Raw genomic sequence first — 25,615 nt, 5'->3', positions numbered from 1 at the left:
TTCTTAATCATTTCCCAGCGAAGTCCATAGTGTCTCGCAATCACACTGATGGGCATGTGACGGCACAAACCACTAATTTGTTCACAGAATCGTTTGGAATAACGTACACCCTTTTCTACAAAGTCACACTCTTCAATACGTTGCTCACCTTCGGTTGTACGGATTTGCGCAAGCTCAATATGAATTCGACAACACCGGACACTTATCGGCAAATCATAAATGGTTCTAGAAACGTAAGTATTGACGGTGCAAGCTTGGTTAGACTTTGGGTCGGTCACTTTAAATCGTCGGTCTCGACGACAGGAAACGTCAACAGTTTGAGTGGATTCATCGACCTTAATCGACTGGACTGCCTGCCCCTGAATATGTAAAAGCTGAGAAAGTAACTGGGTCAAAATAGGATTCATCCATACTGACTAAAAAAGGGTTATTAGTCAGTATGGTAGAAGTCATAAGTATTGCATTATGACTCAACAAAGCGGAGGAGAGCCCTTATATTCATGTTTGAACGAAATAAGAAACAAGTAAAAATTAGTCCTTCTTAACTCTCAAGAACCTAAGTTCGAGTCAGTTAAAGTGTGACAAAGTAGAGTGAGTAACTCACTCTACTTTACAGAGATACCCAATACCTAAAAACGATTAGCTAGATAATAAAGATAAAGTGGGTTGAGCAATTATCAATGGATTTCGATAATATCATTATTTAGTGATTCCTTCCGAAGACCGACATTCGAAAGTTGCATAGGTACAAAGCCTGATAGCCCTTCTACTCGTTTCAGCCAACCTTCCAAAACAGGGTATTCAGCTAAACTTACCCCACCTTCTGGCGCTAACTTGATATAACTGTAGAGGGCTAATTCCGCAATAGTAGGCTTTGTTCCGACCAACCATTTACGGCCGTTTTGGTAAGTCTGGAGTTGTTTGAGAAGCTTATGTGCTTCATGAATGTGCGGTGCACTGTCTATGCTGCGATTGAATAAGTTCGCTGCGCGAAGTTTGGCTATTGAGTTAGCTAGTCGATGAGCAGCTAGGGAAAGAAACTGCTCGATGTGCGCTCGTACCAGAGGCGACTTTGGTAGCCATATCTGTTCTCTATCATAAACGGTAGCAAGATAAACCAAGATCGCGTTTGAATCAGAAATGACGATTTCACCATCGACTAAAACTGGTATTTGTCCAAAGGGGTTAAGTGCCAAAAACTCTGGCCTTTGATGTTCTCCAGTCGGTAAATCGACGGTAATGAGTTCAAAGTCCAATTCGAGGATATTTAATAGCATATGCGCGCGGTGTGCGTGCCCTGACATGGGGTGCCAGTATAGTTTTATCATTGTTTTCTCCTAGCTCGTTGTCTGTTCTACATTTAAGAACAAGTTGCGAAGAAGAAAAACCCCGCTAACATGGAATGATAATTTCCAGAATGTTGATAATTTATGGACACTATCGATGGAATGAGAACAGTTTTGGCTGTGATAGAAACAGGCTCATTTACCGCTGCTTCTGAACGTTTAGGTATTTCTAAATCCCTGACCTCCAAATACGTAAACCGTGTAGAAGAGCAGCTCGGAGTCAAACTGTTTCATCGCACCACTCGCAAGCTTTCAGTTAATCAGGCAGGCCAAGATTACTACCTGCAAGCACAACAGGTTCTAGCTAAGTTTGACCAGCTATACCACCAACTCCACTCAAATAATAAAGAAGCTTATGGCTCTATTCGTGTAACGGCTTCGCAGGGTTTTGCTGAGGAATTATTAAGCCCAATTCTTCCAGAGTTCCACGCACGATATCCAGATATTCAGATTGATATCATCGTTACTAATCAAAAACTGGATTTAGTCGAGCAAGGCATAGACATCGCTTTTCGTGCTAGTGAACTCGAAGACTCTAACTTAAAATATCGTAAAGTAATGTCCCTTCAAAGTTCAGTTTATGCCGCGCCTGAGTTAGCAAAACAGTGCTGCGATGATATGGAATTAAAACAATTACCTTGCCTTATCGACAGCAACCTTCACTCAACAGCTCGTTGGCCTGTAGGTAGCGCTATGAAGCAAAGTAATGTTTGTCATAATCTCGCCGTACACGCCGTTTTCAAAAGCAATAGTCCACGGCTTATCCGCCAGTTGACGCTCTCAGCGGTTGGAGCAAGCTATCAACCCGATATTATCGCTGCAACTTATGTGGAAAAGGGACTCCTGCAAAAACTTGATATCGGTTTCAAACCCCTTAATTATCCGCTGAACGCTCTATACCGTGGAGGTGCTTATCAACCTGAACGAGTGAAAGTATTTTTAGATTTTGTTATTGATAAACTTGGTGCGATTGAGAGCAACTGACACGTCGTGTTACCAAGTGGACCTGACATGAATCTGCCCCCTAAATTGGTTTCGCCAAAAAGTCTACATTCACAGGTGAGCAGTGTTTGACCAAATAGAACTAATCTGACACCCAGAACTCACAAAGATTGAAAAATGGGTGTTAGAGTGCTGTTTTTAGCTCATGATTCTTGCTCTATCAACAGATTTGAAAGCTTCATAAACTTACAAGGTGGTTTTAGGAGCAATCCAACGGTTTATTACGAACCTTCGAAGACTTAGAATGCTGCATCGTTTTTATTTAAAGGAAATATTTTGACTCAGTGTAAATACCTCATTGATGTGGATTTTTTCTTACGTCATAATTTGACATCTAAAGGGTATGAATTAACCCATCCCGTAGTGTTAGACCAAAATCCTCAGAATAGTAAATATGAGGCGCTTGAATTCTCTATCGATAAAAAGAAAGTTATCTATCGAAAGGGTAACCTTACACCAGATAGGCCTGGTAATTTTCTATCAATATGGAAGAGGCCAGATAAAAATAGCACTGAATCTAGAAGAACCATGCCTTATGATAAGAATGATCTAGATTATCTTTTTGTTGAGGTTAATGATTACGAATCTTCGAAAAGAGGGATGTTTATCTCCCCTTTATCTGTTTTGATTAATAAAAAAATCATTACCTCAGATAAAGCTAAAGGTAAAATGGCATTCAGAGTGTTTCCACCATGGACATCTAGCCGTGGAGAGCTAAAAACAAAGGTGTTTTCAAATTCAGCAAAGAAAACTCAGCTCTGGCAAAGTGATTACTTTTTATGGATTCAAGATAATAAAATCTTAGACTTTGAGAAATTCACCAAGATCTTCGGTAATTTTGCGTCATCGCACTAGCCCTTCACAACAACTTTGCCATACCTGTTATTATTCGTGGTTTGCTAATTTAGCAAAAGCACTGGCAAATTTTTTCGCAAAAATCATTTATATGTGGCCGCTTTCCCTACTCTTGAAAAGTGGCTTTTTTGTTTTTGCATACCAGCTGCCGTTATTTTTTGAATACAGAATAAACTTGGGGAAACGGTGGATTTCTTCTTCTCTCACAAAGGTAATAAAGAGACAGCTTATCAATTTCTCAAACGCTGCTTACGTCGCTACGAAGCCTCCTTTCATCCCAACACATTGAATACTGAAAAACATTCGTTTTATGGTCACGCCATTGCTCGACTCAAGCGTGAAGGTCGATTACGGCAAGATTTAGAATATCGGCAAGTGAAATGTCTCTACAATGGTATTGAATCTGACCACGCTCCCATCAAGAAGCTTATCGAAGCCACCGGCGGCCTCAAAGTGCGAAAGCGGGCTTGCTTAATGATTCAAGGTTTTGAGGGGAATAAGGGTGTTGAATAAAGGCCAGTTTGATTTTTGGTTACGTCAAGATGAGCCGACACTGAGGGTGCGGGAGAGATCCGCCTTCCTCAATGAACTCTTCAATATCTTCGGAATTTACGCATGAAAAGAGGTGCTCAAATAGGCACCTGATAAACACCTTCAATTTTTGCAACAAGCCCGTCTAGAGAATGGCTCTGCCACATCTTTATGAGAATTTGCGACTGGACAATACACATTTATCTTTTTTGTAAACATGGCATTTTCATCATAAATTACTATACTTTAAGTATCGGTGAGATGTCTGCTCAATATACTATTAACAGGTGCAAGTCTTAGTTTCTCGATAAATTTGTTAAATAGGGTTGCTTGAGGATAACAAATTGTTATCAAAAATGTCTTGGCAGGTTGGGTTAAAAGCGTTTACTTGAAGTTATGATTGAATAAAAGTTATCTTTTAGCCTAGAAATCAGAAACTAAATTTAATTTTTACTACATAGTTTGTTAGAAACCCCTAACAAACACAACTCGCACTCAGAGTTCTTAGCCTAGCCATCTCCCATAGTTTCTATACGTGTCGTTGTTCATTAAGTCTTAATAATGGTCTATTTATAGTTTCCACAGATTTGAGATGTGAGCGTGATTCGTAGAGTAATATCTTCATTATTATAGATAGTGATGGATCTGTAATTTTTGGGTTCGATAAATTTATCAAGTTAGATGAGGAACAATATCTAGTCTAAAAATAGATTAAACTGAACATTTAGAAAGTTAAATAACGTTAGAGCTAGGATAATAATATGAATCAAGAACTGAAACAGAAAATAGAAGAGCTTCTTGTGCTTGCAAAGTCGCAAGGAGTTTCTATCGTTGGACTAGCCGACTTGTCTAATGAAGACACTTGTCACATATTTAGATCTGTTGAGCACTATTGCAAACAAGGCACGCGCAATCTAGAGGGTATTTTGATGAGCCAATCGTGTGATGGGAAGCGGAGTAATTGTGCCACCTGCCATAATACCAAACCGATGTTTTCAGATGATGGTTTGGCACAGTTGTTTTCAGAGCTTCAACACTCAATTGACAATCAAGAAATCTAGCTTTCTTCAGAAAGCGAGCTCGTGGTAAATACATAATGTGGTTCTGTCACAAATTCTGATAAAGACGTGGCAGAACCATTATCTAGACCCAATTATCTGTTCTGTCTCAAAGTTTGAGCTTTAGAATTAAATTTTGCTTAATTTCTATTCATGACACTATCAATCGTTGGGTTATCAGTTTGCACCATTATTAGAGCATAGCGCGAGGCATAGAAAGAAGGCGGTGTCTAACTGAGCTTGCTGCAAAAAACTCACAAGCCTCCTGACTTTAACTAGGCGTTGTTGTTCAAATCAGCTTGAAGATCAACGACACCATATGTAGATAGCCGTTAGCTTCTAACGGGCATACCTAGTCCTAAAACTTTATTAATCGCTTTGACATTCGCCATGATTTCGTCCACTTGAGCGTTGTAACATCTCAAGCTCGATGTACAACTTGTTAGTCCTCTATATCGGGACATAACAGTTTCAGATATTGAGCGATAGTGATAACCAGACTCTGTTCTCTATTCCGATATTATTCCATCTCTCAGAGCCATGACCGCTTTGTTTCTGGGATGACCGTCTTCCCAAAGAGCTGCATTCTTTCGAGGCGGTATTAACGGAGTACAGTCTTTATTTTTCAGAGTCTCGTAGAATTTTGTGTCATATGCTCCATCGGCGAATACGGCAGCGACCTTTCGACGTAGTGGGTTGAGTAACGTCGATAACACTTCACCATAGCCTACATTTACAAGACCAACTTCCGCATTCTTCGCTTCGTGAGTATCCACATCTACAGCCAAGTGCAGTTTACGCCATGTCCTACGTTTTTCTGCACCATGCTTTTTCACTTTCCACTCCCCCTGACGAAAGACTTTGAGGCCAGTAGAATCAATGGCTATATGGCGAGAAGCCCCTCTCGATTTATTGCGATATTTAACCTGAACTGTCTTCGAGCGTTTATTGATACAGGTTTAGTAAGGGGACGTTAGTGGGACATCTAATAGCTCAAAGATAGAGGCGATAAAGCCATGAAGAGCACGTAAAGGCAGAGAGAAGATGCCCTTAATCATCAAGGCGGTTTCAATCGCTGTATCAGAGTACTAAAAGCCTCTCCCACGCTTACCATGATGGGTTTTGCATCGCCAGGCACCTACGACTGAATCATCTACCCAAAATGTAACCGAACTACGTTGACAAAGAGCCTTATTGTACTCCGCCCAGTTAATTATCTTCTTGTTTGGTATACCCATATAACTATCATTCCAATCGTTTCAAATGATCAGATCGCAGGACTTGGAAAAAGTTCAACTAATTTAGGCAACAACGCCATTGGAGTATAGAAAAGTTGCCCGACAGATGCGCCTTGTTAGCTGCTGTAAGCATCCAGTCTATAGATAGTAAATGCGACACTTTCTCCTACTAATCTTGGATCACTAGTCTCGATTGGTGCTGATAGATGTGTAATACCCACATCAACTATTACCTCAGGATCTATTTCTGTCACGATACCATATGCACGATAGCGCCAGCTCCACTGATGCTCTAGCTCTCTCTTGGCTTCAGTATTAGCTGAAAACATTGACTCCCATTCTTCGTCTTCATATTGGAGGCCGACTGATAAACAGATATCGATATTTTCTCCAGCTTGATACCTATCGCCCCCAAAGCCGTCCATTACAAAAACATTGATACCATCTAATTCGATGATTGCCTCAAGATAGTCACCTTCCGTTTTTTTAAAAATTGCTCTCATAGTTTCCCAACTGAAAACGCCCTGTTATGCGCGTGGTTCTATGTGCTTCATAACTTGCAAACTTGTTAATCAACGACTTTGAAGCTTATAAAACACAAGCTCTTGTCTGATGAATATATCTTTCGCAAAAACCACTTGAGCATGAAGACAAATGGAAGATTTTCTGCTTTTGCATGCTTTCTGTTGAGTTGAGCAAAGTTCACATACTCAACACCGACAATTTCTAGTCTACAGATTCTTCGCCCATCTCCGTGAGTAAGTGCTTCAACAACCTGCCCCAGTTAATAATGGCTTTCAGATTTATCCCTAATCGTTGCAGTCTTTTTACCTGAAAGAATCTGGCGGTCTAGCCTTGTGAAAAATGTAATTTTATCCACCATTGAACACCTGCTTCCTTACCGATTCTTCCAAAGATATACCGCCCAATCATGAGCTGATAATAGCTTGCTAAAATGTGCAGCCAAGCGGCGCCGAGCAAGCTGTTAGGACTCCCATGCAGTATTGGTTTATTAGAAGTGTTCTTCAAATGGCTCACATAAATTACCCTGATGGTAGCTCATTTGTCATCTCACCAAAAATCGTTGATATATGGAGAATTACCTTTCCATAGCAGCCAACCCAATCACATCAAATCAACCATGCGCCCTTGTAAAGCGGGAGTGTTTTGAACACAGCTCTCGATACATGTGATCAGGTCTTGGGACAGTGACGAAGGCTTTCGTTTATTCGCCCACAAGGCATACATAGGCCGAGTAAAAAGTATTTCAGAGTCGTATTGAATGTGCCCGGACATCTCATTATTCAAATCGGCGATCTCTGTCATAGGCAATAGGCCTACACCCATGCCTGACGCGACGAGTTTACGTACCAAGGTAATGTCGTTGACCCGAGAAATCTTAGAGTATTGCCGCTCGATACTTAGCAAGTCTTGCCCTGAAATTTGCGTCTTAGAGTACGGTATAATGAGTCGCTCTCGGCTTTTACAGTCTATTCTTGAGACAAGGCATACGGCAATGCTGGCTAACTTTTTCTGGTAAAAGGACGAGTCTTTTTGCTCTCCACTACGTATCGCTAAATCAAAAGAAGTTTGGCTGAGCAGCACATTTGTATTGGCAGGCTCAATAACAACATCCACATGCCTTTTCTTTAGCAGAAAGGCTTCAAGCGCTGGGTATAGTTGGCCAATGATTAAGTTTCGTGGGCAATGTAAGACGAAAGAAACCGCTTCTCTTTTCGAGCTTTCAGTCACAGCCTGATGTAGATTTAGGGTGGTCTCACCAAGCTGTTCAAATAACCCTTTACCAAAGCTGGTGAGTTTGACTCCTCTAGAGGAGCGAATAAAAAGTGATTCACCTAATTTCTCTTCTAACAATAAGATGCGTTTGGACAAGGTAGGCGCGGTGGTTGCTAAGTCTCGTGCCGCTTTTGAATAACTGCCTCGACGGGCTACTTCAACAAATAATAAAAAATCATCCAGCATAAGGTTTTCCGCAATCTTAGTGTTCTAAAGCTCGTATGGCTGAGGATACTATAAATCCATACAGTATACAGACAGGAGGAAGCACTATGACAAAACTTTTTTTCACTGCTTTGCTCTCATGTGCGATGTCAAGTATGGTGTCCGCGTGGGTTACTTACATCAATCTCGGTTTACCAGAGGATTTCATCAGTCGATGGGGCTTTGCCTTTATTAATGCTTGGCCTGCTTCGTTTACAGCGGCCTACTTGTTGAATCAACCAATCATGGTATTGACCCAAAAATTGATGCGTCAATTTACTCCCAAAAAGGAGAAAAACAATGCTTAGTGTTGTGGCTTTTATTACCCCAAAAAGTGAATTTTATGCGGAGTGCAAACAAAAAGCTGAAGGCATTCTAACTGCTACTCGAGAAGAAGCGGGTTGCTTGCGTTTTGAGCTATATGAAAACAAAGCGAAAGATAAGCTTATCTTGGTTGAAAATTGGGTCGACCAAGCTGCCCTAGACGAACACTATTCCCAGCCATATATCAAACCGATATTTGAGTTTTATAAAACCGCATTAGCTCAAGTGCCACAAATACACAAAATGACCAATGTAGAGTGTTAAATTCTCAGATAGATCTGAGTAATTCACTAGGTAGGAAGTGGCCTCACCTACCTATCATTTAAATGTTGCTCGAGCTTCGAACCTAACTCATTCCGTAAACATTAGAAAAAGTATCTTGAGTTTTAAACGTTTGTTAGAATATTTTTTCCATGAATAACAATTTCTTACCTTCATAGAACGCTTCTTTAAATTGCGTATAGCCCAACTTTTGATAAATATGTATTCCTCTTGAGTTTGATTCGAATACATCTAACCAGACTTTTGAACAATTCAAGTGTTCCGCACAATACTGTTCCATCTCTTTAATTGCGAGTTGACCAAGCCCCATTCCTTTAGAAGCAACAACAATTCTCCTGAACTCAACGGTATCTTGACTTTCTTGCGACAAAATCATGAAGCCAGACAACTCGTTTTCGTAATATAGAGACAAATAAACAACCTCATTACTCTCTATTAGACTTACATGCTTTTCTTATGGATAAGGAATAATAAAGCCTTTTGTATCAGGGGAACACTCCATTACAACAAAAGCACTGGCTTCTGATATTACGGACTTTCTTAATTCTAACACTATATTTTCCTAAACTTTAAGACACTCTAATAAGGTAAAAATACATTTTTATCGTAACTGAGGATGATTGCAGATCTACAGCTCTGAACCTACATCCCTAAATACTGATTTTTCTGCATAAAATAAATTGATACGCTAATTTTTACTCGACTTCTGCAAAAATAAGTGTTGGAAAAATTACCAACAAGCTGTTGCTAAAGTTCTTATAATAGCTTCATGCGGTCCAAACACACTTTGGAGCAAAGACGTGTTTGGTAATGAACTAATTTAGCTTCACACGGATAACTTTACATAGTGAAAAATGACTTAGTGAGTTGTCCATTATTGCTGGAGAAGATCATTAAACTAGAAAAGCCACCACTAAACACCACAAACACTGAAAAACAGTATTAATGGCGATGATTTAAACCGATCTCATGTTCATTAGTAAGGTGCAAGCTAACAAACCTAACTCGCACTTTCTCCCATTTCAATCTAAATTCAATAGAACTCGTTGTCTCTCAGCAACACTTCCAGTTCGTTAGTGTTGCTACTACTAGGCTGCCCAACCATTTCATCGTAGGCACTTTGCTGGCGAAGCACCTGTTTTCTCGCTTTCAAGTTACGACATTGCTTTTGCAACTCCAATATCGAATGCGCCCTTAAAAACTTCCCTTTATCGTCGGTAACAAAGTGTTCCTTTCCGTCGACTACAACCGAGACTTGATACAAAGCGAGATCGAGAGAGTGGATGACAAGCTTATCGACATAGAAAAATTGTTCCAGTTTACTGAGTGGCATAGACATTAAGCACCTCCTTGAGCCGTAAACTTACGTCTGTAGTAATAAAACCGATCACTGCGTGAGAAATTTGCCTCTCTCATGCGTAGAAATTGGAAAAGCTGTGAGAACTCCTATGCAAACAATCAACTTCGAATGGCTAAAACGCGACTTACGCCTGACCGACCACCTCCCGCTAGGGAACAATAAAAGTCTGATCGTTATTCGCTGACTCATAGCCCATTTAAATGGTCATAAGGTCTACAAATTTGATCTTTTTTAGAGCGTTTTGCTACTAGTAACACTTCATAAGTGCCAATACAGTTTGATCGATTTCTAACAAATTTTGGACACTAGCGAGCTAGAAAGAGCCACGGGTAAAAATTCAACCCGAGAAGCTTTTGGACAAAACCTTTTTAGCTTAAATGACTTAGTTGCATCAAGATCAGGTATGAAAAAGTATCTTGAAACCATAGTCTCTTGTTATGTGCGTTGCTCCATTTCTGCTTTATAGAGTTCTGAACCCACAGCTATCTCCCACAAGTACCCATCAGGATCAGAGAAGTAACCTGAAAAACCACCCCAAAACACAGGCTGCCCTTGCTTTACGATTTTCCCACCATTTGCATCTGCCTTGTTCAGAAGACTAAGCACTTCACGAGAAGAGTCGACATTTCTAGCCAGTGTAATGCCGGCAAAACCTGAACCATCTGGTTCAACACCAACATCTTTAGCTAATTCGGGTTTAGAGAATAAAGCTAACTCCGGACCATCAACATTCATGAATACAATTTCATCAGATTTATAATCTGTACGCTCTAATCCAAGCACCGCTTCATAAAACTTTGCTGAGGACTCGATATTTGATACGCCCAGCGTGATGATTGATAGTTTTTTCATATTTTGCTCCGAGCATATAACTGATTAAATTGTTTGTTAGGTGCGTAGCAAAAGCTGGTAAAAGTCTGTTTCATCGTGTTTGGGATTCTTGCGCACAAACTCCCAACCATGGCGCTTATAGAATGTGAGAGCTCGATGGTTAGTTCGGCTTACTGAAAGTACAGCACGCAAACAACCCGCTTTACTCAAAGTGCTTCCAATATAATCCTGCAATTTTGCAGCGAGTCCTGAACCACGAAAATTAGGCTTTAAGTAAATGAGATGTACATAGCCAGTCTCCGGCTCGGGTGAAAAGCTACGAAACTCTAACTGCCCTGCAAACTGACCATCCACAAATATATGGATATAGAACCATCCTGATGTTGCTAACCGGTCTGATACTCGTTCACGATAACCACTGATGAAGTCTTCGAAACCATCGTAATGCCCAAAACTACAAAAGTATGCATCTTTTCTCGCAGCAACGCACAATTCGAAATCATCAATGTTTATCTGCTGAAAAGCAATTTCCATACTTACCTTTTCCTTCGAGCACCTAACGAATGACATGGATTCCCCCTACCGATGATCTGCCACACTTATGTGTTACTTAATTGCACCGGAGGCACCATGTCTAATTATTCTTATTTCTGCGGTATCGACCTAGCCAAAAACCACTTTAGTCTTCATGCCGTAGACCAAAACGGTAAGGTCATACTTCATAAATCAGTAACTCGCTCTAAACTGCTGGCTACAATAGCAAATATACAACTCATGCGTATAGACGTTGAAGCGTGTGGTGGTGCACATTATTGGGCAAGAACACTCAATAAACTGGATCACGACGCACGTATTATGGCCGTTAAATACGTAGTCCCTTATCGAACTAAAGGAAAGAACGACCTTAATGATGCAGTTGTCATATGCGAAGCTTTTTAGCTGCGTAAAAAATGACGGAGCGAGAACGCAGGCACTAAAAAATTTCTAAACCGAGCAAAGGGCTAGTTAGGAGCGTACAGCCCAATAAAACCGGAGGCTTTCACCGTTTTTGCGTATGGTACAACACAATTAGAACAACAAAAATTTATTGTTATTCGATAATTTTTTGTTGATCTGCAAAAATTTCACTGTATATTAGCCCCTCAACACCACTCCTAAACTCTTATGAGGTATAAAATGAAAAAGGCTTTACTGTTTCTTGCTCTTGGTTCTCTTTCTGTTTTCGCTCACGCTAAAGCAACACAAAATTCAGACCAGATGCTTGCCCAAATCGATAGCGTTGTTGTTTACGCAGGTGAAAATGTAGGGAGCTCAGAAGAGGTATATGAAACGATCAATTCAAATAACTCTGTTGGGTTCGAAAACTGCGCGGTTTACTTACCGGCAGGGGAATTAGAGGCCAGCACGACGATCACTTTACGCCGTACTGAAGATGGCTTTATGTTGGGGTGTGGCTCTAAGTAGAACTAACGCATAAAATACCGACCTCTGGGGTCGGTATTTATTCATTTATTGTTTTAGGTGCCTATGTTGCGGCATTTAAAGCAAGCGACTGAGCAAACTCTCGCATGTGCCTTGCGTTATCTGCTTTTTCGGCATCACCACATGCTTTTCCGTAGTATTGAATGTTTGGCGAGGAATTCACGGGCAATACTTTTTCAGCATAGGTCATCACGGTGCCCGCTTCACGGCATAAGGCGCCGAAAGAGTAAGGTTTTATGTAATCATGGTTTTCTTGTAGCAACACACCTTTGAGCCAATAGTCGGGGGTATCGTTGTGCCACGCCCAGGCCAAATGGCCCAGCTCATGCTCAAGTACCTCTACATCTGCTGCAGATGACAGCACCAAAAAGCTACGGCTTAAATTCAGATCAACCGTACCAAAGGTTCCGTCGTCTGAGAACTCATGGTCTTTAGGAAGAACCCGTGCATAGTAACTCCCCTCTCGCTGCATGGCTTTCAACACCTCTTCGCCAACCAGCTTGACTAACTGTTTGTGTAGCTTACTACTTTCCGCATCTTGGAAACCAGAAAGGTCGATTTTAGTGATGCCTGATAATGTTCGCTCCATCGGTACGCATGAATTTTGAAGAACAAGATTAGAGTAGCCTATCATCTTCTGAATTTTTGACTCGCTCATCGATGCGTCGGTAAAGAAGTGGACGGGAGTTTCGACTTTTTCACCCATCTCACAAGGGGCAAAGGTCAGTTCTTCGCCTCTGTGCTTACCAACAAAAAAGAGTGCCACTACGCCCATTAAGGCGCCGAAAACCACGAAGTTTTTCTTCATTATATTCCTTTATTACCTTATCGCTCTGTAGCTTTACGAAGTGAGTGCTTTATCAAACCATGTTTTAATGAAGGCAACAGTGTTTCGTTGCTGCCATCAGTGTCTTGGTTATGCTGTTTGCATGAATCCGTTAAGCTAACGTTTTTTCCATAGACAAGTGCACAATGCCCGCTTTCATGAACTCTTCTCCAAATGGTGTAAATCCTAACTTGGTATAGAAATCGATGGCTTGCTTTTGAGAGCCAAGATACACGCGTTTGTAACCACTCTGCTTCGCTTCATCGATTAGCGATAACACAATCTTCGAGCCAAGCCCTAGGCCTCTAAAATCTCTCATGATGGCAATACGACCAATGTGACCGTCGCTTAAAATACGGCCTGTGCCGACATGCTTTCCATCGACAGTCACCACGGCATGAATGGCCGAACTGTCTAGCCCATCGAACTCTATTTCAGGTGCAATGGATTGCTCGTTGATAAAAACGCTCTCACGAATAGAACGAATTGATTGTTCATTTTCACTATCAAAAGCTACATTTTTTACTTCGAGCATCATTAACCTTTTGTGAACGTAAAAACTGAATGAATCACGAGCGCCAAACAAAAAAAAGCACTCGCTTGCATATGCAACACAACTAAGGGAACGAACCAACCTATTGAAAAGCCGTATAACATTAAAGGAATAAAGCGCTAAATTGAGAAGGATAGCGACAAAACCCAACGCTGATGTGTTGAAATTCACTCATTGGGTTTGAAGAGATAATGGTTTATAAACCGGATTAAGCGTGCGCTTTTAGGTACTTTTTAACTTTTTTCATTGCCATTTGACGCTTTAGTGGCGACAGGTAATCAATAAATAGGTTACCCGATAAATGGTCAATTTCATGCTGCATTACGATAGCGAGAAAGTCATCGCTTTCAATGGTGATTGGCTCCCCTTCTCGGTCGAGAGCAGACACGACTACAGACGTAAAACGCTCGACATCCGCATAATAGTCAGGCACTGATAAGCAGCCTTCTTGGCCCAAAGCTTTGTTGGAGCCACTTGCGACTACCGGGTTCACCAAGATTAACGGTTGGTCTCGGCTGTCTGAAATATCGATAACCACCACGGCCTCTTTACGACCGACCTGAGTGGATGCCAAACCGATACCATGATCAGTGGCATAGAGTGTTTCTAACATATCGTTGATGAGTGTTTGTACCGTCGATACATCTTGCACCTCTTCCGCTTTCACTTTAAGCCTTGGATCTGGTGCGGTAAGAATATCTAAAACTGCCATGCTTTCCTTTGAATTCTCAATTGAATCATTACATTATAAAAGAGTGAACAAGATAACCTAATGTGCTTTCAGTACCAAGTATGGGCGTCCTGACTAGTCAAAATTCTTGAAATTTACCGGCTCCTTCAACAAGTTCACCAAAGGTAAGAACAGAGGTTCTGGCAGTTCATCTAAGTCGAACCATTGTCACTGCTTACACTGATGAGGCTCCATGACTTGAGGCTCACCACGAGAACTGGTCGCGACAACATACAAGGTGACGTAGTGCTTGCCTTCTTTTTCGAAGATATCGTTGGTAAAACCGAGCTTCTTAAACGAGCCGACCTCTAACCCAGTCTCTTCAAGGGTTTCTCGCTGCGCACACTCTTCAATGCTTTCACCCAGCTCAAGGTGCCCGCCAGGCGTCGCCCACGTATTCGCACCATGAGAGCCAATGCGCTCGCCAAGTAGGATGCGCCCTTCTCGAAAAATGACCGCTGCCACACCTACACGTACTTGGTTATTCACTCTTTACTCCTTTGAAACACATTACTCGCTACTTGGTGAGGTATACCCTGTGGTTGTCGCGATCACTTCAAAACCACGTTTGGATACAATGGGTTTACTCATATTAGAAGCATCTATAGTAAGGTATTTAACCCCTCTCGACTTGGCTTCCTCAATACGTTTGTTCAGTAGCAAACTGTAATAGCCATTACTTCGAAATGCTTCAATGGTGCTACCGCCCCAAATACCGGCAAACGGGCTACTTCCATTAAATATGATCCACGCCGAGGTCACAGGCTGGTCGTCGACATACACGACATATACAGACACCGAATCTGGCGCGTGCTGTTTAAGGCTAACTAAGTGATTATAATGCCATTCGAAATCGCCACCCCAAACTTGCTCTTGGACTTTGATTGCATCGCGAATGCCTTTGCTGTCCGTCACCTCGGTGATCTTACCTTCATCAAAGGGGTCGCAAGTGGCCTTAGACAAGTCCAACACCATAAATGATTCGTGCTCATCCTGCTCAAAACCATTCTCGAGCAGTACTGCACTGATGTTCGTTGGTGTATCGGTACTGTACGTCTTCCATTCAAAACATAGGTCACGCTGCTCAAAGTACGCGAGTTGCTCTTTGACGATGGAGTCTGTGAGGCTTTCATCGAAGTCGAAAAAAGAGATATAGCTGCCATGACGCTCGTTAGATACGAACTTAGTCAGGCTGTTCTCTGTTACCTTAATACCATTGAATGAGTTAAAACGTTTTCGCTCGAACTCGTTATACTCTTTCATTACATCCGCTGTATTCATAATTTGCTCTTAGTAGATAGCCCTATATCTCGTCTTTGCTCCACACACTTCGTACGCCAACAGAGCAAAATCCGATCGATTTACAATTTTTGCTACTGGTGCTGTTTGGCATTACGTCGGTTAACAGTACCTTTGCCCCTAAGGCGATAGCATCTTCGATTCGAGTTCTTAATAGAGCTGTTTGGCATCCCTTTGAACGATAGTTCTCTTGTGTATACGCATTGGCAAGTATTGCGTGTTCGTTGTTGATGAAACTCGTCGCCCAAGCGCACGGTTTAGCCTCTATTTTCGCAACATAACAACGGAAAGTATCCGTGCAATAGAGCGCGCGTTTCTGCTGCCAAATTTGGTCTGAACACTCTAAACCGGATGTTTTGAGCAAAGCCAAAAATTCATCGGCATTATCTTTCGTCCATAGCTCCACCGTTACCTTGTCAACATCGCTCGATGGTTCTGTGACCAATGGTTCTGGGCTCGGCTTTGCTACATAGTCTTCTGCGGATAACTCAAGAAACTCATGCTCAAAAGCAGGCACAAAATGATGTTTCGATAACCATGATTTCAGTTCTGTTGTTAAAGCCTGAGGCGCAATAGAAATCTCAGGTGAGATACCATCTCCAAATAACTTGAGGTCTGCCTCTAAACTCGCGGAGTTGCAAACCTCATCAATGAGGATCTGGTTGTCGTACTTACGTGTTTTATCGATAAAAACAGTGAAGCCATCATCTTCAATGGAAATCAGTTCACTGGCGAAATCGGTTGAAAGGGTTCGCTCGTTGTTAAAATAGAAGTATGCGTCATACACATCTTTAACTGCTTTGACTTGCATTGTTTTCCTTAACTTGATGGAAACGAAAGGCTCTGTAGAGCCAAAACAACACACGATTAAGTGCTGCGTGTTTTGAATGGCACAGAGCCGATACGAATACTGAGATTGTTACAGGTTTACTTTTAGCGCATCTGATGAATCCGCGACTAACTTTATTGTTCTAATCACGGCTTGCTTAGAAAGTGGACTGTATAAATGTGGGTAAAGTGCCCCATCATCTTCAGCCCCTACTGGCGGCTCATCTCTTAAGTCTTTAGTAATCGCGCTTTTGTCGATTTCTAGAAGATATGCTTGCGTCACTCCCACAAAGAAACAATCTACAATTGTTTGCAGTTGCTCTTTATAAGCGAGGTGGATAAAGCCTTCGTCCTTCAAGGATGCGGGTTCATAGGTTTCTGTGCTTTGGTATTCGTTGTAATCACTTTCGGTCAGTAAGTGGTATAGCATTTTTATTTATCCTACTTTCTTAGACTTTGAGTCTACTTAAGCCGTTTACCCGCCTGATTACACGGTTTATTATTAATCTCTTACATCGCCCATATGCTTAACAATGCGCACATACAGTAAGATGTTTAAACTCATCGATATTGCTACATCAACACCTGTCATAGCAATATCGCCATCATCAGATATCACTGAAAAGTAATAGAAAAATAACAGAATATAGAGAGGCAACATAAAAATGAAAAACCTCAAACCCACAACAAAGCTGATACCAAAATAGCGACCTAAGAAGTCTCGCCCACTTTCTGCACCATTGGCTCTATAAGCAAAATAGGTCCCTAGAAGTACGATTGCGCTGAAACTGATTGATTCGACAACCTCCCAAGTATTTGAAAAGCCATCCGCGTAGCCATACATCGCAAGCGTACCCAAAGCGATATATATAAATACATACCGAAAACGATCTTTCTCCGATAACTTATCGGCTTTGATATCCGCCTTTAAGTCTTTGATGTTCAAAAAATACATACCTAGCCCTTTTACTGATAACGGTTCCGATACCGAACATTGAAGCTGTTTATAATTAAAAGAGTTCGCCTACTAATAGTAATAGCCATTAAATTGACAATTAAGTCATTTAATAACAATGCCTTAGCAAGAAAGTCGCATCATACATGACGAATACTAGAAGTATCTCTAATAGCTCTAATTAAATGTAGAAATCGTATAAATATGTGTATTACTTATCATTTTATCCATACACACCCTACCCCTAACGGGATAGTTGATTTTAGGTTTGTGTCTGACGCGATGATGGATAGATGACGTGTGGTTCGATAGATGAAAGCTAGCGTTGCCGTGACGAATGGAAAAACGCCAACAGCTGTCGGCGTTTGATGGTCGATCTAGCTAGTCTTAAAAAGAATGAATGAACTCACTCCAAGCTCTTCGGTTTTTCTCCGAGGTGTTGAGTGAACCTTAACAAATATCCATCCGGATCTTGGAGGAGAAGTTCACGCTCCCCAGACAACTTTTCACCAATGTCATACCAAGTTTCTTTCAGATCACGAAACAGGGGCACTTTGTGGGTTTGGAGACGTTTTACTAGAGGTTCTAAGTCACTTAATTCAATCTGAAAGTTCACACCTCGTCCCAAAGGAGCCTCAAGCTCGCCAGTGATCCATCCTTCATCACTGATTTGCTCTAACATCATGTGCACATGCTCTTGTTCGAGATACACAAAATCAGGACTTTCACGCTTGATGCGAATAGAAAAACCAAGAACATCAACATAGAAGGCAAGTGAGCGCTCAAAGTTGCTAACGGATAGTTCAGGAACCATCGGATTCCAATAGTTTTCCATACGTACTTCCTTGTTTTAAGGCTCTTGTTGACTGAGTTTTTTCAGAAAGCCTTGCTTAACTTCTGGCCACTCTGAGTCAATAATTGAATACACTACCGTATCTCTTATCGAGCCATCCTTTAAGATCTGATGATTACGCAAGATACCGTCGAGGTTTGCTCCAAGTCCTTCAATCGCTTTTCGAGAGACGGTATTCCCAATGTGAGTGCGAAACTCGACAGCAATAGCTTCATAGTGCTCAAACAATTGCTGTAGCAAAAGGTATTTACACTCTTTATTTATCAATGTTCCCCTAACCGAATTTGAATACCAGGTATAACCAATTAACGCTCGTCTGTTTGGCCTATCAACGCCATAGTAACGGGTAGTCCCTACGACTTGATTGGTGGCTTTCACTCGCACCGCATAAGCTATATTACCGAGTACCATTTGAGCGATAGCATCAACAACGTATTGCTCCATTTTTTCTGGACTCGGGACATTAGCGAACCATAGCTTCCAATGCTCTCCGTCTTTCACGGCCTCGATTAGTTCAGATACATGCCCTAGATTCAACGGCTCAAGAACAACATTGTCTCCTTCAATCCGGCTTTGCTCTATCCACATAACGCTCAATTCTCCTTTAATCGTTAACACTGTGTGAGAGGTGATTTATTGCTTTTTGTACTTTTGTGCTTTGCCCTACTGCTTAGGGAACGAAAACAGTACTTAATTTGAAACCTAATCAGAGGCTGATTGATAGACGTTGTTTTCGATCAACGCTCCGAAAAACTCAAAAGTAAGAGAGCCTATTCGACTAAAACCTAAATGCTCATAAAAGCCATTGGATTCATTGTTAACCCACGTGTACAACCAATATTGGCGACCAAACTGGTCCTCCATGCTTTTTAACAGCTTTTTGCCTACACCTTTGCCTTTAAAAAGATTATCTACATAGAGCTTTTCAACTTCAAAACCCCTGTCAGGCGTTTGATAATTAGAGTCGAGATTAACCATTACATAACCATGTAGAACCTCACTCTCTTCACTAATCAAAACGCGGTATTTGGTGTTATTCAGTATTTCAAGGAAATAGTCTGCCGTGAACGTAGACAGGACATAGTCTGCATGTTCGGTTTTTATCCCTTCTTGAGCGTATGTATCTAGCCAGACTCTAATAGACAGTAGCGCTAATTTTGCACAATCGTCTTTTGTCGCTTCCCTAACCATGTCCCCTCCATGACTCACGATTTGATAAAAAGTAATTATGAAGACTTCCACTAACACGCCCTACTAAACACTCCAACCAATGCTTAGTTAAGCCACTCTTTAATATGATTATTTTACTAAAAGCAAACATCATACAGTATAAAAATCAGGAGCGTTTCCGATTACCCCAAACCAAACTCCCAAATAATGTGAATGTGTGTGTCGCTTATCAATTATCCACACACGTCTTTATCTCTGTATCAATAGCTAGTTCTAAGTTTCATGAAGCGTAAAAGCAGGTGAACGACGTGAGGCTCGATAGATAAAAACTAGCGTTGCTGTGGCGAATGGAAAAACGCCGATAAAATTGTCGGCGTTTGCTATGGATCTATTTTGATAAATATCTATTTCGCCAATGTACTCAAAAACTCGGCTTCGAATTCTTCATCAGCTTCTCGGGTGAGGCATCCCACCAGCCAATCGATGCTTCGATGGTCGAGCTTACTGTTCACGACGAACGCTTGCTTTACACCAAACTGATCCAGCTTGGCTGAGCCGTAGTTTTTGAATGATTTATTACCATGGTAATGGAGTGACTTAATCGCTTCAGTGTTTGGCTCTGGTAAGGCATCGAGAGTATTAGCTAGCTGAATCACCAACTCCATTGGGTTCTTAGATGAAGAGATACGATACAGAAAACCGCCCTCCACTCTTTGGCGAACCCAGTAATCAAATCCGCCACAATCCATTACCTTGTCACTGACCAAGGCGGCTTCACTGCGATAGCCACACGGCTCTACCACGACAGGTGTGTGTTTAAATTCAGGCTGGCCTGAAGCTGCATCGGTATGAGGCAAGATCAGGTCACACGGCTTGCTGTCTTTCGCGGTCGGCGCATTCCAGTGAATTGGCATAAACACCTGTTCACGACGCATCTCTTTGGTTACTACTAAGCGGGCTTGGCATTCCCCTTGTGCGCTGCGCACTTTAACTACAGGATTAATAGTGGCGTGGTTGAAGACATCTAGCCCAAATTCATCTAAGCCAAGCTCTGCAACGGTATCTGGGTGCATGGCAACAAAAGGCTCTGGTGTGTGTTCGCCTAAGCCAGCCGCCAAGCCAGTGCGGCTCATGGTGTGCCATTGGTCTCTAATTCGACCTGTGTTCATAATGAGTGGGAATTCAACACTGGTATCGGCAATCGGCTTATCATGTTCAACCGCAATAAACTGAGCCTTACCCGACTCAGTAAAGAACTCACCATTGGTGAACATACGCTGCTCGATGATCTCTGGTTGATATTCCATTACTGGCCATTGCTGCGGAGTCAGCTCGCCATAGCCTTGTTCGTCTAGTTTTGTTAATCCAATTAAGCACAGGTCACGCGCTTTGCCCGTTTCGTTTCCGAGCGCTGTCATCTCGCAATACTCTTTAAATATCTGACCTTCGTGGCGGTAATCAAACTGGTCTTTGAATCCCATTTTTTGTGCGACTTCTTTTAAAATCCACCAATCTGGCTTGGCTTCTCCAGGGCTCGGTAATACGCGGCGTTGGCGTGATATTCGACGCTCAGAGTTGGTTACAGTCCCCGACTTTTCACTCCACCCTTGCGCAGGTAGCACTACATCTGCCAAACGTGTGGTTTCTGTATCTGCAATGCAATCCGACACCACAACAAACGGGCACTTCTCTAATGCAGTTTTGATTTTTTCGCTATCAGGCAGACTCACGACTGGGTTAGTCGCCATGATCCATACCGCTTTTATCTTGCCTTCATTCATGGCATCAAACAGGTCGATGGCTTTTAGACCCGCATGGGTGGCTAAGTTATTCGTCTGCCAAAACTCGCTCACGGTTTGGTGTGATTGTGGCTCACCAAATTCAAAGTGTGCAGCTAAGGTATTGGCTAAACCACCCACTTCACGCCCACCCATCGCATTTGGTTGGCCTGTGACAGAGAATGGCCCCATGCCCGGTTTACCAATTTTGCCAGTCGCTAAATGACTGTTGATAATGGCGTTTACCTTATCGCACCCTTGAGTAGATTGGTTTACGCCTTGGGAATAGATGGTGAGCACTTTCTTGTTAGATGCGAACAAGTGATAGAACTGTTCGAGTTGTTGCTCGCTAAGCCCTGTCAGTTCAGGAACGCTTTTTTTGCCCCAACCTGATTCGGTATAGCGATAATCTGTGGCTGTTCGGATCGCTTCAGTAAACCCTTGGGTGTGATGTTCAATGTATTCAGAGTCAAGCTTGTCGTTATCATCTAGGTAAGCCAACAAGCCATTGAATAGTGCGACATCAGAGCCAGATTCCAATGCCAAGTGCATGTCGGCAATTTCACAGGTGTCAGTGTAGCGCGGGTCAATGACGACCACTTTCATGTCTGGGTTAGCTTGCTTGGCTGCTCGCAGGCGCTGGAAAAGAACCGGGTGACACCAAGCGAGGTTTGAGCCAGTGATAACAACGACTTCGGCTTGCTCTAGATCTTCATAACAAACAGGAACGGTATCAGTACCGAACGCGCGTTTATGCCCAACCACGCTAGATGCCATACAAAGGCGAGAGTTACTGTCGATATTGGCGCTACCGATAAAGCCCTTCATCAGCTTGTTAGCCACATAGTAATCTTCAGTCAGTAGTTGCCCTGACACATAAAAGGCGACAGAGTCCGGGCCATGCTCTTCTATGGCTTGTTTGAACTTATCAGCCACCAGCTGAGATGCGCTATTCCAAGGCAGAAGTTGTTGTCCGCTTGCGACTCTTTGCATCGGCTGAGTTAAACGACCGATTGGCGTTACGGTGTCTCCCAGTGCTGCGCCCTTTGTACACAACTTGCCATAATTCGATGGGTGGTCTTTATCGCCACGTACTTCTAATTTCCCCGAAGCAGTTGGCCTTACTTCAATGCCACAACCTACGCCACAGTAAGCACACGTTGATTTGATCCAATCCTTGTTTGAACTCATCACTCTTCCCTCGTGCAATTTTCTTTTTATTGTTTCCACCGTTCTAACAGAGCGTCTTTTCTTACTCACTCTTCGCGATGAAAATTTCTCTTTTTTAATAAAGCAATTTACGCACCACTATTCACCCCAATAACGCACATTAAAATATTCCATAAAATACAGCCACTTAAACAAGATTCAATTACAAGAAATAAGGTTACCTCAGTCCAATCAAATAAATATTGAGATATTTGAACCATGTTGATCAATTTTGCACCACAAAGGCTCATTTTCATAAATATCCCACTCAGAATATCTACCACTTTAGGGTTAGTTGACCATTTTGTGATTTACACAATCAATTGATTTTATTTGATTTAATTATTTTTATTGATCGCCTTTTTTATCTGGCACCCTACTTGCTCCCATAAATCCCAACAACCCAAAATTTACAGTTTTTAAGTTCATTGGAAGAACAGCACATTATCCACCAGAGAGTGGGCAGTTTTAGAAACGCTAGGAAGCCAGCAAAAAAGGAATTTACTATGAGCAAACAAAAGATTGTCGTCGTTGGTAATGGCATGGTTGGCCACAAATTTATCGACAACATTATTCAAGCTGACTCAGACCAATATGAAGTCATCACTTTTAGTGAAGAATCACGACTTGCTTATGACCGTGTTCAGCTCACGGCCTACTTTAACGGTAAATCAGCCGACGACTTGTCTTTGACGAGTGAAGCTTACTACCAAGAAAATGGCGTCAAATACCTAATCAATGCCAAAGTCACTGAGCTGGATACCGAAAATAAAGCGGTAGTGACTGACAATGGTCACCGTGAAAGCTACGACAAACTGATTCTCGCAACAGGCTCATTCCCGTTCGTACCACCAATTCCAGGCAACGACCAAGAACACTGTCACGTCTACCGCACTATCGAAGACCTTGATGCCATTGAACTATCGAGCAAGCAGAGTAAATCTGGCGTGGTTATCGGTGGTGGCCTACTGGGCTTAGAAGCCGCAAACGCAGTTAAAAACCTTGGCTTAGAAACACATGTCGTAGAGTTTGCGCCTCGCTTAATGGCAGTTCAACTCGATGACGGCGGCGGCGCTCTACTTAGACGCAAAATTGAAGACCTAGGCGTACAAGTTCATACCGAGAAAGCGACCTCTGAGATTGTAGAGGGTGAAAATGCTCGCTACCGCATGAACTTTGCCGATGGCTCTCACCTTGAAACCGACATGATCGTGTTCTCTGCCGGTATTCGCCCTCAAGATGCTCTGGCTCGTAGCTCTGACATCGAGATTGGCGAGCGTGGCGGTATCGTGATTGATGATTACTGCCAAACCAACATCGATGATGTCTACGCGATTGGTGAGTGTGCACTGTGGGACAACAAGATCTTTGGTCTCGTGGCTCCGGGTTACTCAATGGCGAAAGTCGCAGCAAGCCATATTCTTTCCAATGGCGAAGATGAGAGCAGCTTTACGGGTGCCGATATGAGCACCAAGCTCAAGCTTCTGGGTGTAGACGTGGCCAGTATTGGTGAAGTGCATGGTAAGACCGAAGGCGCACAGTCTTACACCTACAACGATGAAATTGAACAAGTTTATAAGCGCTTAATTGTTTCTGCTGATGGCAAGAAGATCGTCGGTGCCGTGTTAGTCGGTGACGCTGAAGCCTATGGTTCACTGCTGCAAATCAAGCAAAACGATATGCCTTTGCCAGAGAACCCATCGGTATTGATTCTACCAAACCTTGCTGACGATTCTGGCAGCGCCATGGGTGTTGAAGCGCTTCCAGACAGTGCTGTGATTTGTTCATGTTTTGACGTCACCAAAGGCGACATCAAACAAGCCGTTTCTGCAGGCTGCACCACAATGGCAGCGCTGAAAGAATCGACCAACGCTTCGACCGGGTGTGGTGGCTGTTCTGCCCTTGCTAAACAAGTATTAGATAGCGAATTGAGCAACCTGGGTGTCGAAGTTTCTAACGACATCTGTGAGCACTTTGCTTACTCTCGCCAAGAACTGACCGACATTATTCGCGTCAACAAAATCAAAACCTTCGATGAATTGCTTGAATCTCATGGTCAAGGACTCGGTTGTACCGTTTGTAAGCCGGCGGTGGGTTCTATTCTCGCTTCTTACTGGAACGACTACATCCTGAAAGATGAGCACATCGAACTGCAAGACACCAACGATATCTACCTTGGCAACATGCAAAAAGACGGTACCTACTCTGTGGTCCCACGTATTGCTGGCGGTGAAATCACACCAGACAAATTGATCGTGCTGGGTGAAGTGGCAAAAGAATACGACCTCTACACTAAGATCACTGGCGGTCAGCGTGTCGACCTATTTGGTGCACAACTTAATGAGCTGCCAACCATCTGGAAAAAACTGATTGATGCAGGCTTTGAAACTGGTCACGCCTACGGTAAATCGGTTCGTACCGTGAAATCGTGTGTGGGTAGCACTTGGTGTCGCTACGGCGTCAACGACAGTGTTGGCCTCGCGATTAAACTAGAGAACCGCTACAAGGGCCTGCGCTCACCACACAAGATCAAATTTGCGGTATCTGGCTGTACTCGTGAATGTGCCGAAGCGCAATCAAAAGACATTGGTGTTATTGCGACAGATAAAGGTTGGAACCTATACGTCTGTGGTAATGGCGGCATGCGCCCTCGTCATGCTGACTTATTCGCGACCGACCTAGATGAACAAACTCTTATTCAATACATCGACCGCGTGTTGATGTTCTACACACGTACTGCAGACCGCCTACAACGAACTTCTGTTTGGATGGAGAACTTAGAAGGTGGCTTGGATTACCTCAAAGAGGTGGTGATTGAAGACAAACTCAATGTCGCCGCTGAACTTGAAGCCGACATCGCGCTCAACATCGAAAACTACCAGTGTGAATGGAAAACCACCATCGAAAACCCAGTCAAGATGAAGCGCTTCCAGCACTACATCAATAGCGATGAGATGGACTCTAGCCTGTCATTTATCAAAGAACGTGAACAGCGCTTCCCGAAGCCTTCGGTCAACACAGACCAAGAAGCAGAGCGTAATCAGGCATTAAGCAGCACTCAACAAATTGAAATTACGGAAGTCTCGTAACCAGTTTGGTCGGTA

26 protein-coding genes and 5 pseudogenes are annotated in these 25,615 nt (G+C 42.6%); 9 read left to right on the top strand and 22 right to left on the bottom strand.

Features of this window, described 5'->3' with window-relative positions; genetic code table 11:
• On the bottom strand, window positions 1-395 hold a 395-nt coding region (locus ACTRWI_RS04745), incomplete at its 3' end, for a helix-turn-helix domain-containing protein (RefSeq protein WP_499129686.1).
• Window positions 396-677: 282 nt separating this feature from the next.
• The gene (locus tag ACTRWI_RS04740) at window positions 678-1,328 is read right to left on the bottom strand and encodes a glutathione S-transferase family protein (RefSeq protein WP_499129685.1); all 651 of its coding nucleotides are present in this window, start codon (window positions 1,326-1,328) and stop codon (window positions 678-680) included.
• 120 nt (window positions 1,329-1,448) lie between these two features.
• On the opposite strand from ACTRWI_RS04740, the gene ACTRWI_RS04735 reads away from it, so the two are divergent.
• From ACTRWI_RS04735 to ACTRWI_RS04720, 4 genes and pseudogenes are all read left to right on the top strand, one after another.
• Window positions 1,449-2,330 carry a LysR family transcriptional regulator gene (locus ACTRWI_RS04735; protein ID WP_499129684.1) on the top strand — a complete coding sequence of 294 codons (882 nt, stop codon included), beginning with the start codon at window positions 1,449-1,451 and terminating at the stop codon, window positions 2,328-2,330.
• Window positions 2,331-2,624: 294 nt separating this feature from the next.
• Complete coding sequence (locus ACTRWI_RS04730) at window positions 2,625-3,203, top strand: MepB family protein (RefSeq protein ID WP_499129683.1); 579 nt, start codon at window positions 2,625-2,627, stop codon at window positions 3,201-3,203.
• A 168-nt stretch (window positions 3,204-3,371) separates the two neighbouring features.
• Window positions 3,372-3,822: pseudogene (locus ACTRWI_RS04725) on the top strand (DDE-type integrase/transposase/recombinase); the annotation flags it as partial.
• Between the two features lie 673 nt (window positions 3,823-4,495).
• A complete protein-coding gene (locus ACTRWI_RS04720; RefSeq protein WP_499129682.1) occupies window positions 4,496-4,795 on the top strand; it encodes a hypothetical protein in 300 nt (99 codons plus the stop codon).
• A gap of 329 nt (window positions 4,796-5,124) precedes the next feature.
• Here the strand turns inward: ACTRWI_RS04720 and ACTRWI_RS04715 are convergent.
• From ACTRWI_RS04715 to ACTRWI_RS04700, 4 genes and pseudogenes are all read right to left on the bottom strand, one after another.
• Window positions 5,125-6,030: pseudogene (locus tag ACTRWI_RS04715) on the bottom strand (IS5 family transposase).
• 116 nt (window positions 6,031-6,146) lie between these two features.
• A complete protein-coding gene (locus ACTRWI_RS04710) occupies window positions 6,147-6,533 on the bottom strand; it encodes a VOC family protein (RefSeq protein WP_499129681.1) in 387 nt (128 codons plus the stop codon).
• 65 nt (window positions 6,534-6,598) lie between these two features.
• Window positions 6,599-6,913: pseudogene (gene yqfB, locus ACTRWI_RS04705) on the bottom strand (N(4)-acetylcytidine aminohydrolase).
• Window positions 6,914-7,155: 242 nt separating this feature from the next.
• Window positions 7,156-8,013 carry a LysR family transcriptional regulator gene (locus tag ACTRWI_RS04700; RefSeq protein ID WP_499129680.1) on the bottom strand — a complete coding sequence of 286 codons (858 nt, stop codon included), beginning with the start codon at window positions 8,011-8,013 and terminating at the stop codon, window positions 7,156-7,158.
• Between the two features lie 86 nt (window positions 8,014-8,099).
• On the opposite strand from ACTRWI_RS04700, the gene ACTRWI_RS04695 reads away from it, so the two are divergent.
• Entirely contained in the window at window positions 8,100-8,339 is a 240-nt protein-coding gene (locus ACTRWI_RS04695; RefSeq protein WP_499129679.1) for a DUF2798 domain-containing protein, read from the top strand.
• Entirely contained in the window at window positions 8,332-8,619 is a 288-nt protein-coding gene (locus ACTRWI_RS04690; RefSeq protein WP_499129678.1) for a putative quinol monooxygenase, read from the top strand. Before ACTRWI_RS04695 ends, ACTRWI_RS04690 begins: the two co-directional genes overlap by 8 nt.
• A gap of 133 nt (window positions 8,620-8,752) precedes the next feature.
• Here the strand turns inward: ACTRWI_RS04690 and ACTRWI_RS04685 are convergent, their stop codons facing one another.
• From ACTRWI_RS04685 to ACTRWI_RS04670, 4 genes are all read right to left on the bottom strand, one after another.
• Entirely contained in the window at window positions 8,753-9,073 is a 321-nt protein-coding gene (locus ACTRWI_RS04685; RefSeq protein WP_499129689.1) for a GNAT family N-acetyltransferase, read from the bottom strand.
• 597 nt (window positions 9,074-9,670) lie between these two features.
• Window positions 9,671-9,976 (bottom strand): DUF6482 family protein, encoded by a 306-nt coding sequence (locus tag ACTRWI_RS04680; RefSeq protein ID WP_499129677.1) that lies wholly within the window; start codon window positions 9,974-9,976, stop codon window positions 9,671-9,673.
• A 456-nt stretch (window positions 9,977-10,432) separates the two neighbouring features.
• Window positions 10,433-10,849: a VOC family protein gene (locus ACTRWI_RS04675; protein WP_305368090.1), complete on the bottom strand. Its 417-nt coding sequence runs from the start codon at window positions 10,847-10,849 to the stop codon at window positions 10,433-10,435.
• A gap of 36 nt (window positions 10,850-10,885) precedes the next feature.
• Window positions 10,886-11,362, bottom strand: a complete 477-nt coding sequence (locus ACTRWI_RS04670; protein WP_499129676.1) for a GNAT family N-acetyltransferase — start codon at window positions 11,360-11,362, stop codon at window positions 10,886-10,888.
• A gap of 96 nt (window positions 11,363-11,458) precedes the next feature.
• On the opposite strand from ACTRWI_RS04670, the pseudogene ACTRWI_RS04665 reads away from it, so the two are divergent.
• Window positions 11,459-11,761: pseudogene (locus ACTRWI_RS04665) on the top strand (IS110 family transposase); the annotation flags it as partial.
• Between the two features lie 243 nt (window positions 11,762-12,004).
• Window positions 12,005-12,292: a hypothetical protein gene (locus tag ACTRWI_RS04660; RefSeq protein ID WP_499129675.1), complete on the top strand. Its 288-nt coding sequence runs from the start codon at window positions 12,005-12,007 to the stop codon at window positions 12,290-12,292.
• A gap of 61 nt (window positions 12,293-12,353) precedes the next feature.
• Here the strand turns inward: ACTRWI_RS04660 and ACTRWI_RS04655 are convergent, their stop codons facing one another.
• The 12 genes and pseudogenes from ACTRWI_RS04655 to ACTRWI_RS04600 form a co-directional block, all read right to left on the bottom strand.
• Window positions 12,354-13,118 (bottom strand): hypothetical protein, encoded by a 765-nt coding sequence (locus tag ACTRWI_RS04655; protein ID WP_499129674.1) that lies wholly within the window; start codon window positions 13,116-13,118, stop codon window positions 12,354-12,356.
• A gap of 130 nt (window positions 13,119-13,248) precedes the next feature.
• Window positions 13,249-13,671 carry a GNAT family N-acetyltransferase gene (locus tag ACTRWI_RS04650; RefSeq protein WP_499129673.1) on the bottom strand — a complete coding sequence of 141 codons (423 nt, stop codon included), beginning with the start codon at window positions 13,669-13,671 and terminating at the stop codon, window positions 13,249-13,251.
• A 226-nt stretch (window positions 13,672-13,897) separates the two neighbouring features.
• The gene (gene def, locus ACTRWI_RS04645; RefSeq protein ID WP_499129672.1) at window positions 13,898-14,401 is read right to left on the bottom strand and encodes a peptide deformylase; all 504 of its coding nucleotides are present in this window, start codon (window positions 14,399-14,401) and stop codon (window positions 13,898-13,900) included.
• A 93-nt stretch (window positions 14,402-14,494) separates the two neighbouring features.
• A pseudogene (locus ACTRWI_RS04640) lies at window positions 14,495-14,908 on the bottom strand (nucleotide triphosphate diphosphatase NUDT15).
• Window positions 14,909-14,929: 21 nt separating this feature from the next.
• Window positions 14,930-15,700, bottom strand: coding sequence for a GNAT family N-acetyltransferase (locus tag ACTRWI_RS04635; protein WP_499129671.1), 771 nt, complete (start codon window positions 15,698-15,700; stop codon window positions 14,930-14,932).
• Between the two features lie 22 nt (window positions 15,701-15,722).
• Complete coding sequence (locus tag ACTRWI_RS04630; RefSeq protein ID WP_499129670.1) at window positions 15,723-16,529, bottom strand: GNAT family N-acetyltransferase; 807 nt, start codon at window positions 16,527-16,529, stop codon at window positions 15,723-15,725.
• A 108-nt stretch (window positions 16,530-16,637) separates the two neighbouring features.
• The gene (locus ACTRWI_RS04625; protein ID WP_499129669.1) at window positions 16,638-16,976 is read right to left on the bottom strand and encodes a DUF952 domain-containing protein; all 339 of its coding nucleotides are present in this window, start codon (window positions 16,974-16,976) and stop codon (window positions 16,638-16,640) included.
• 72 nt (window positions 16,977-17,048) lie between these two features.
• Entirely contained in the window at window positions 17,049-17,501 is a 453-nt protein-coding gene (locus tag ACTRWI_RS04620; protein ID WP_499129668.1) for a hypothetical protein, read from the bottom strand.
• A gap of 406 nt (window positions 17,502-17,907) precedes the next feature.
• Window positions 17,908-18,336, bottom strand: a complete 429-nt coding sequence (locus tag ACTRWI_RS04615) for a bleomycin resistance protein (protein WP_499129667.1) — start codon at window positions 18,334-18,336, stop codon at window positions 17,908-17,910.
• 15 nt (window positions 18,337-18,351) lie between these two features.
• Window positions 18,352-18,942, bottom strand: coding sequence for a GNAT family N-acetyltransferase (locus tag ACTRWI_RS04610; protein ID WP_499129666.1), 591 nt, complete (start codon window positions 18,940-18,942; stop codon window positions 18,352-18,354).
• Between the two features lie 114 nt (window positions 18,943-19,056).
• The gene (locus ACTRWI_RS04605; RefSeq protein ID WP_499129665.1) at window positions 19,057-19,596 is read right to left on the bottom strand and encodes a GNAT family N-acetyltransferase; all 540 of its coding nucleotides are present in this window, start codon (window positions 19,594-19,596) and stop codon (window positions 19,057-19,059) included.
• Window positions 19,597-19,928: 332 nt separating this feature from the next.
• Window positions 19,929-22,493: a molybdopterin oxidoreductase family protein gene (locus tag ACTRWI_RS04600; protein WP_499129664.1), complete on the bottom strand. Its 2,565-nt coding sequence runs from the start codon at window positions 22,491-22,493 to the stop codon at window positions 19,929-19,931.
• Between the two features lie 524 nt (window positions 22,494-23,017).
• On the opposite strand from ACTRWI_RS04600, the gene nirB reads away from it, so the two are divergent.
• The gene (nirB, locus tag ACTRWI_RS04595; protein WP_499129663.1) at window positions 23,018-25,600 is read left to right on the top strand and encodes a nitrite reductase large subunit NirB; all 2,583 of its coding nucleotides are present in this window, start codon (window positions 23,018-23,020) and stop codon (window positions 25,598-25,600) included.
• Window positions 25,601-25,615: the final 15 nt, after the last annotated feature.

The organism is Pseudoalteromonas sp. G5_S1_14_S5 (assembly GCF_054968605.1).
Note: the sequence above shows the minus strand (reverse complement) of the source record. Positions and strands in the feature narration are given on the sequence as shown.

Bases quoted from the DNA above. Each gene is read 5' to 3' on its own strand.
- ACTRWI_RS04740 (WP_499129685.1), bottom strand. From the start codon at position 1,328: ATGATAAAACTATACTGGCACCCCATGTCAGGGCACGCACACCGCGCG.
- ACTRWI_RS04735 (WP_499129684.1), top strand. From the start codon at position 1,449: ATGAGAACAGTTTTGGCTGTGATAGAAACAGGCTCATTTACCGCTGCT.
- ACTRWI_RS04720 (WP_499129682.1), top strand. From the start codon at position 4,496: ATGAATCAAGAACTGAAACAGAAAATAGAAGAGCTTCTTGTGCTTGCA.
- ACTRWI_RS04710 (WP_499129681.1), bottom strand. From the start codon at position 6,533: ATGAGAGCAATTTTTAAAAAAACGGAAGGTGACTATCTTGAGGCAATC.
- ACTRWI_RS04700 (WP_499129680.1), bottom strand. From the start codon at position 8,013: ATGCTGGATGATTTTTTATTATTTGTTGAAGTAGCCCGTCGAGGCAGT.
- ACTRWI_RS04695 (WP_499129679.1), top strand. From the start codon at position 8,100: ATGACAAAACTTTTTTTCACTGCTTTGCTCTCATGTGCGATGTCAAGT.
- ACTRWI_RS04690 (WP_499129678.1), top strand. From the start codon at position 8,332: ATGCTTAGTGTTGTGGCTTTTATTACCCCAAAAAGTGAATTTTATGCG.
- ACTRWI_RS04680 (WP_499129677.1), bottom strand. From the start codon at position 9,976: ATGTCTATGCCACTCAGTAAACTGGAACAATTTTTCTATGTCGATAAG.
- ACTRWI_RS04675 (WP_305368090.1), bottom strand. From the start codon at position 10,849: ATGAAAAAACTATCAATCATCACGCTGGGCGTATCAAATATCGAGTCC.
- ACTRWI_RS04670 (WP_499129676.1), bottom strand. From the start codon at position 11,362: ATGGAAATTGCTTTTCAGCAGATAAACATTGATGATTTCGAATTGTGC.
- ACTRWI_RS04660 (WP_499129675.1), top strand. From the start codon at position 12,005: ATGAAAAAGGCTTTACTGTTTCTTGCTCTTGGTTCTCTTTCTGTTTTC.
- ACTRWI_RS04655 (WP_499129674.1), bottom strand. From the start codon at position 13,118: ATGAAGAAAAACTTCGTGGTTTTCGGCGCCTTAATGGGCGTAGTGGCA.
- ACTRWI_RS04650 (WP_499129673.1), bottom strand. From the start codon at position 13,671: ATGCTCGAAGTAAAAAATGTAGCTTTTGATAGTGAAAATGAACAATCA.
- def (WP_499129672.1), bottom strand. From the start codon at position 14,401: ATGGCAGTTTTAGATATTCTTACCGCACCAGATCCAAGGCTTAAAGTG.
- ACTRWI_RS04635 (WP_499129671.1), bottom strand. From the start codon at position 15,700: ATGAATACAGCGGATGTAATGAAAGAGTATAACGAGTTCGAGCGAAAA.
- ACTRWI_RS04630 (WP_499129670.1), bottom strand. From the start codon at position 16,529: ATGCAAGTCAAAGCAGTTAAAGATGTGTATGACGCATACTTCTATTTT.
- ACTRWI_RS04625 (WP_499129669.1), bottom strand. From the start codon at position 16,976: ATGCTATACCACTTACTGACCGAAAGTGATTACAACGAATACCAAAGC.
- ACTRWI_RS04620 (WP_499129668.1), bottom strand. From the start codon at position 17,501: ATGTATTTTTTGAACATCAAAGACTTAAAGGCGGATATCAAAGCCGAT.
- ACTRWI_RS04615 (WP_499129667.1), bottom strand. From the start codon at position 18,336: ATGGAAAACTATTGGAATCCGATGGTTCCTGAACTATCCGTTAGCAAC.
- ACTRWI_RS04610 (WP_499129666.1), bottom strand. From the start codon at position 18,942: ATGTGGATAGAGCAAAGCCGGATTGAAGGAGACAATGTTGTTCTTGAG.
- ACTRWI_RS04600 (WP_499129664.1), bottom strand. From the start codon at position 22,493: ATGAGTTCAAACAAGGATTGGATCAAATCAACGTGTGCTTACTGTGGC.
- nirB (WP_499129663.1), top strand. From the start codon at position 23,018: ATGAGCAAACAAAAGATTGTCGTCGTTGGTAATGGCATGGTTGGCCAC.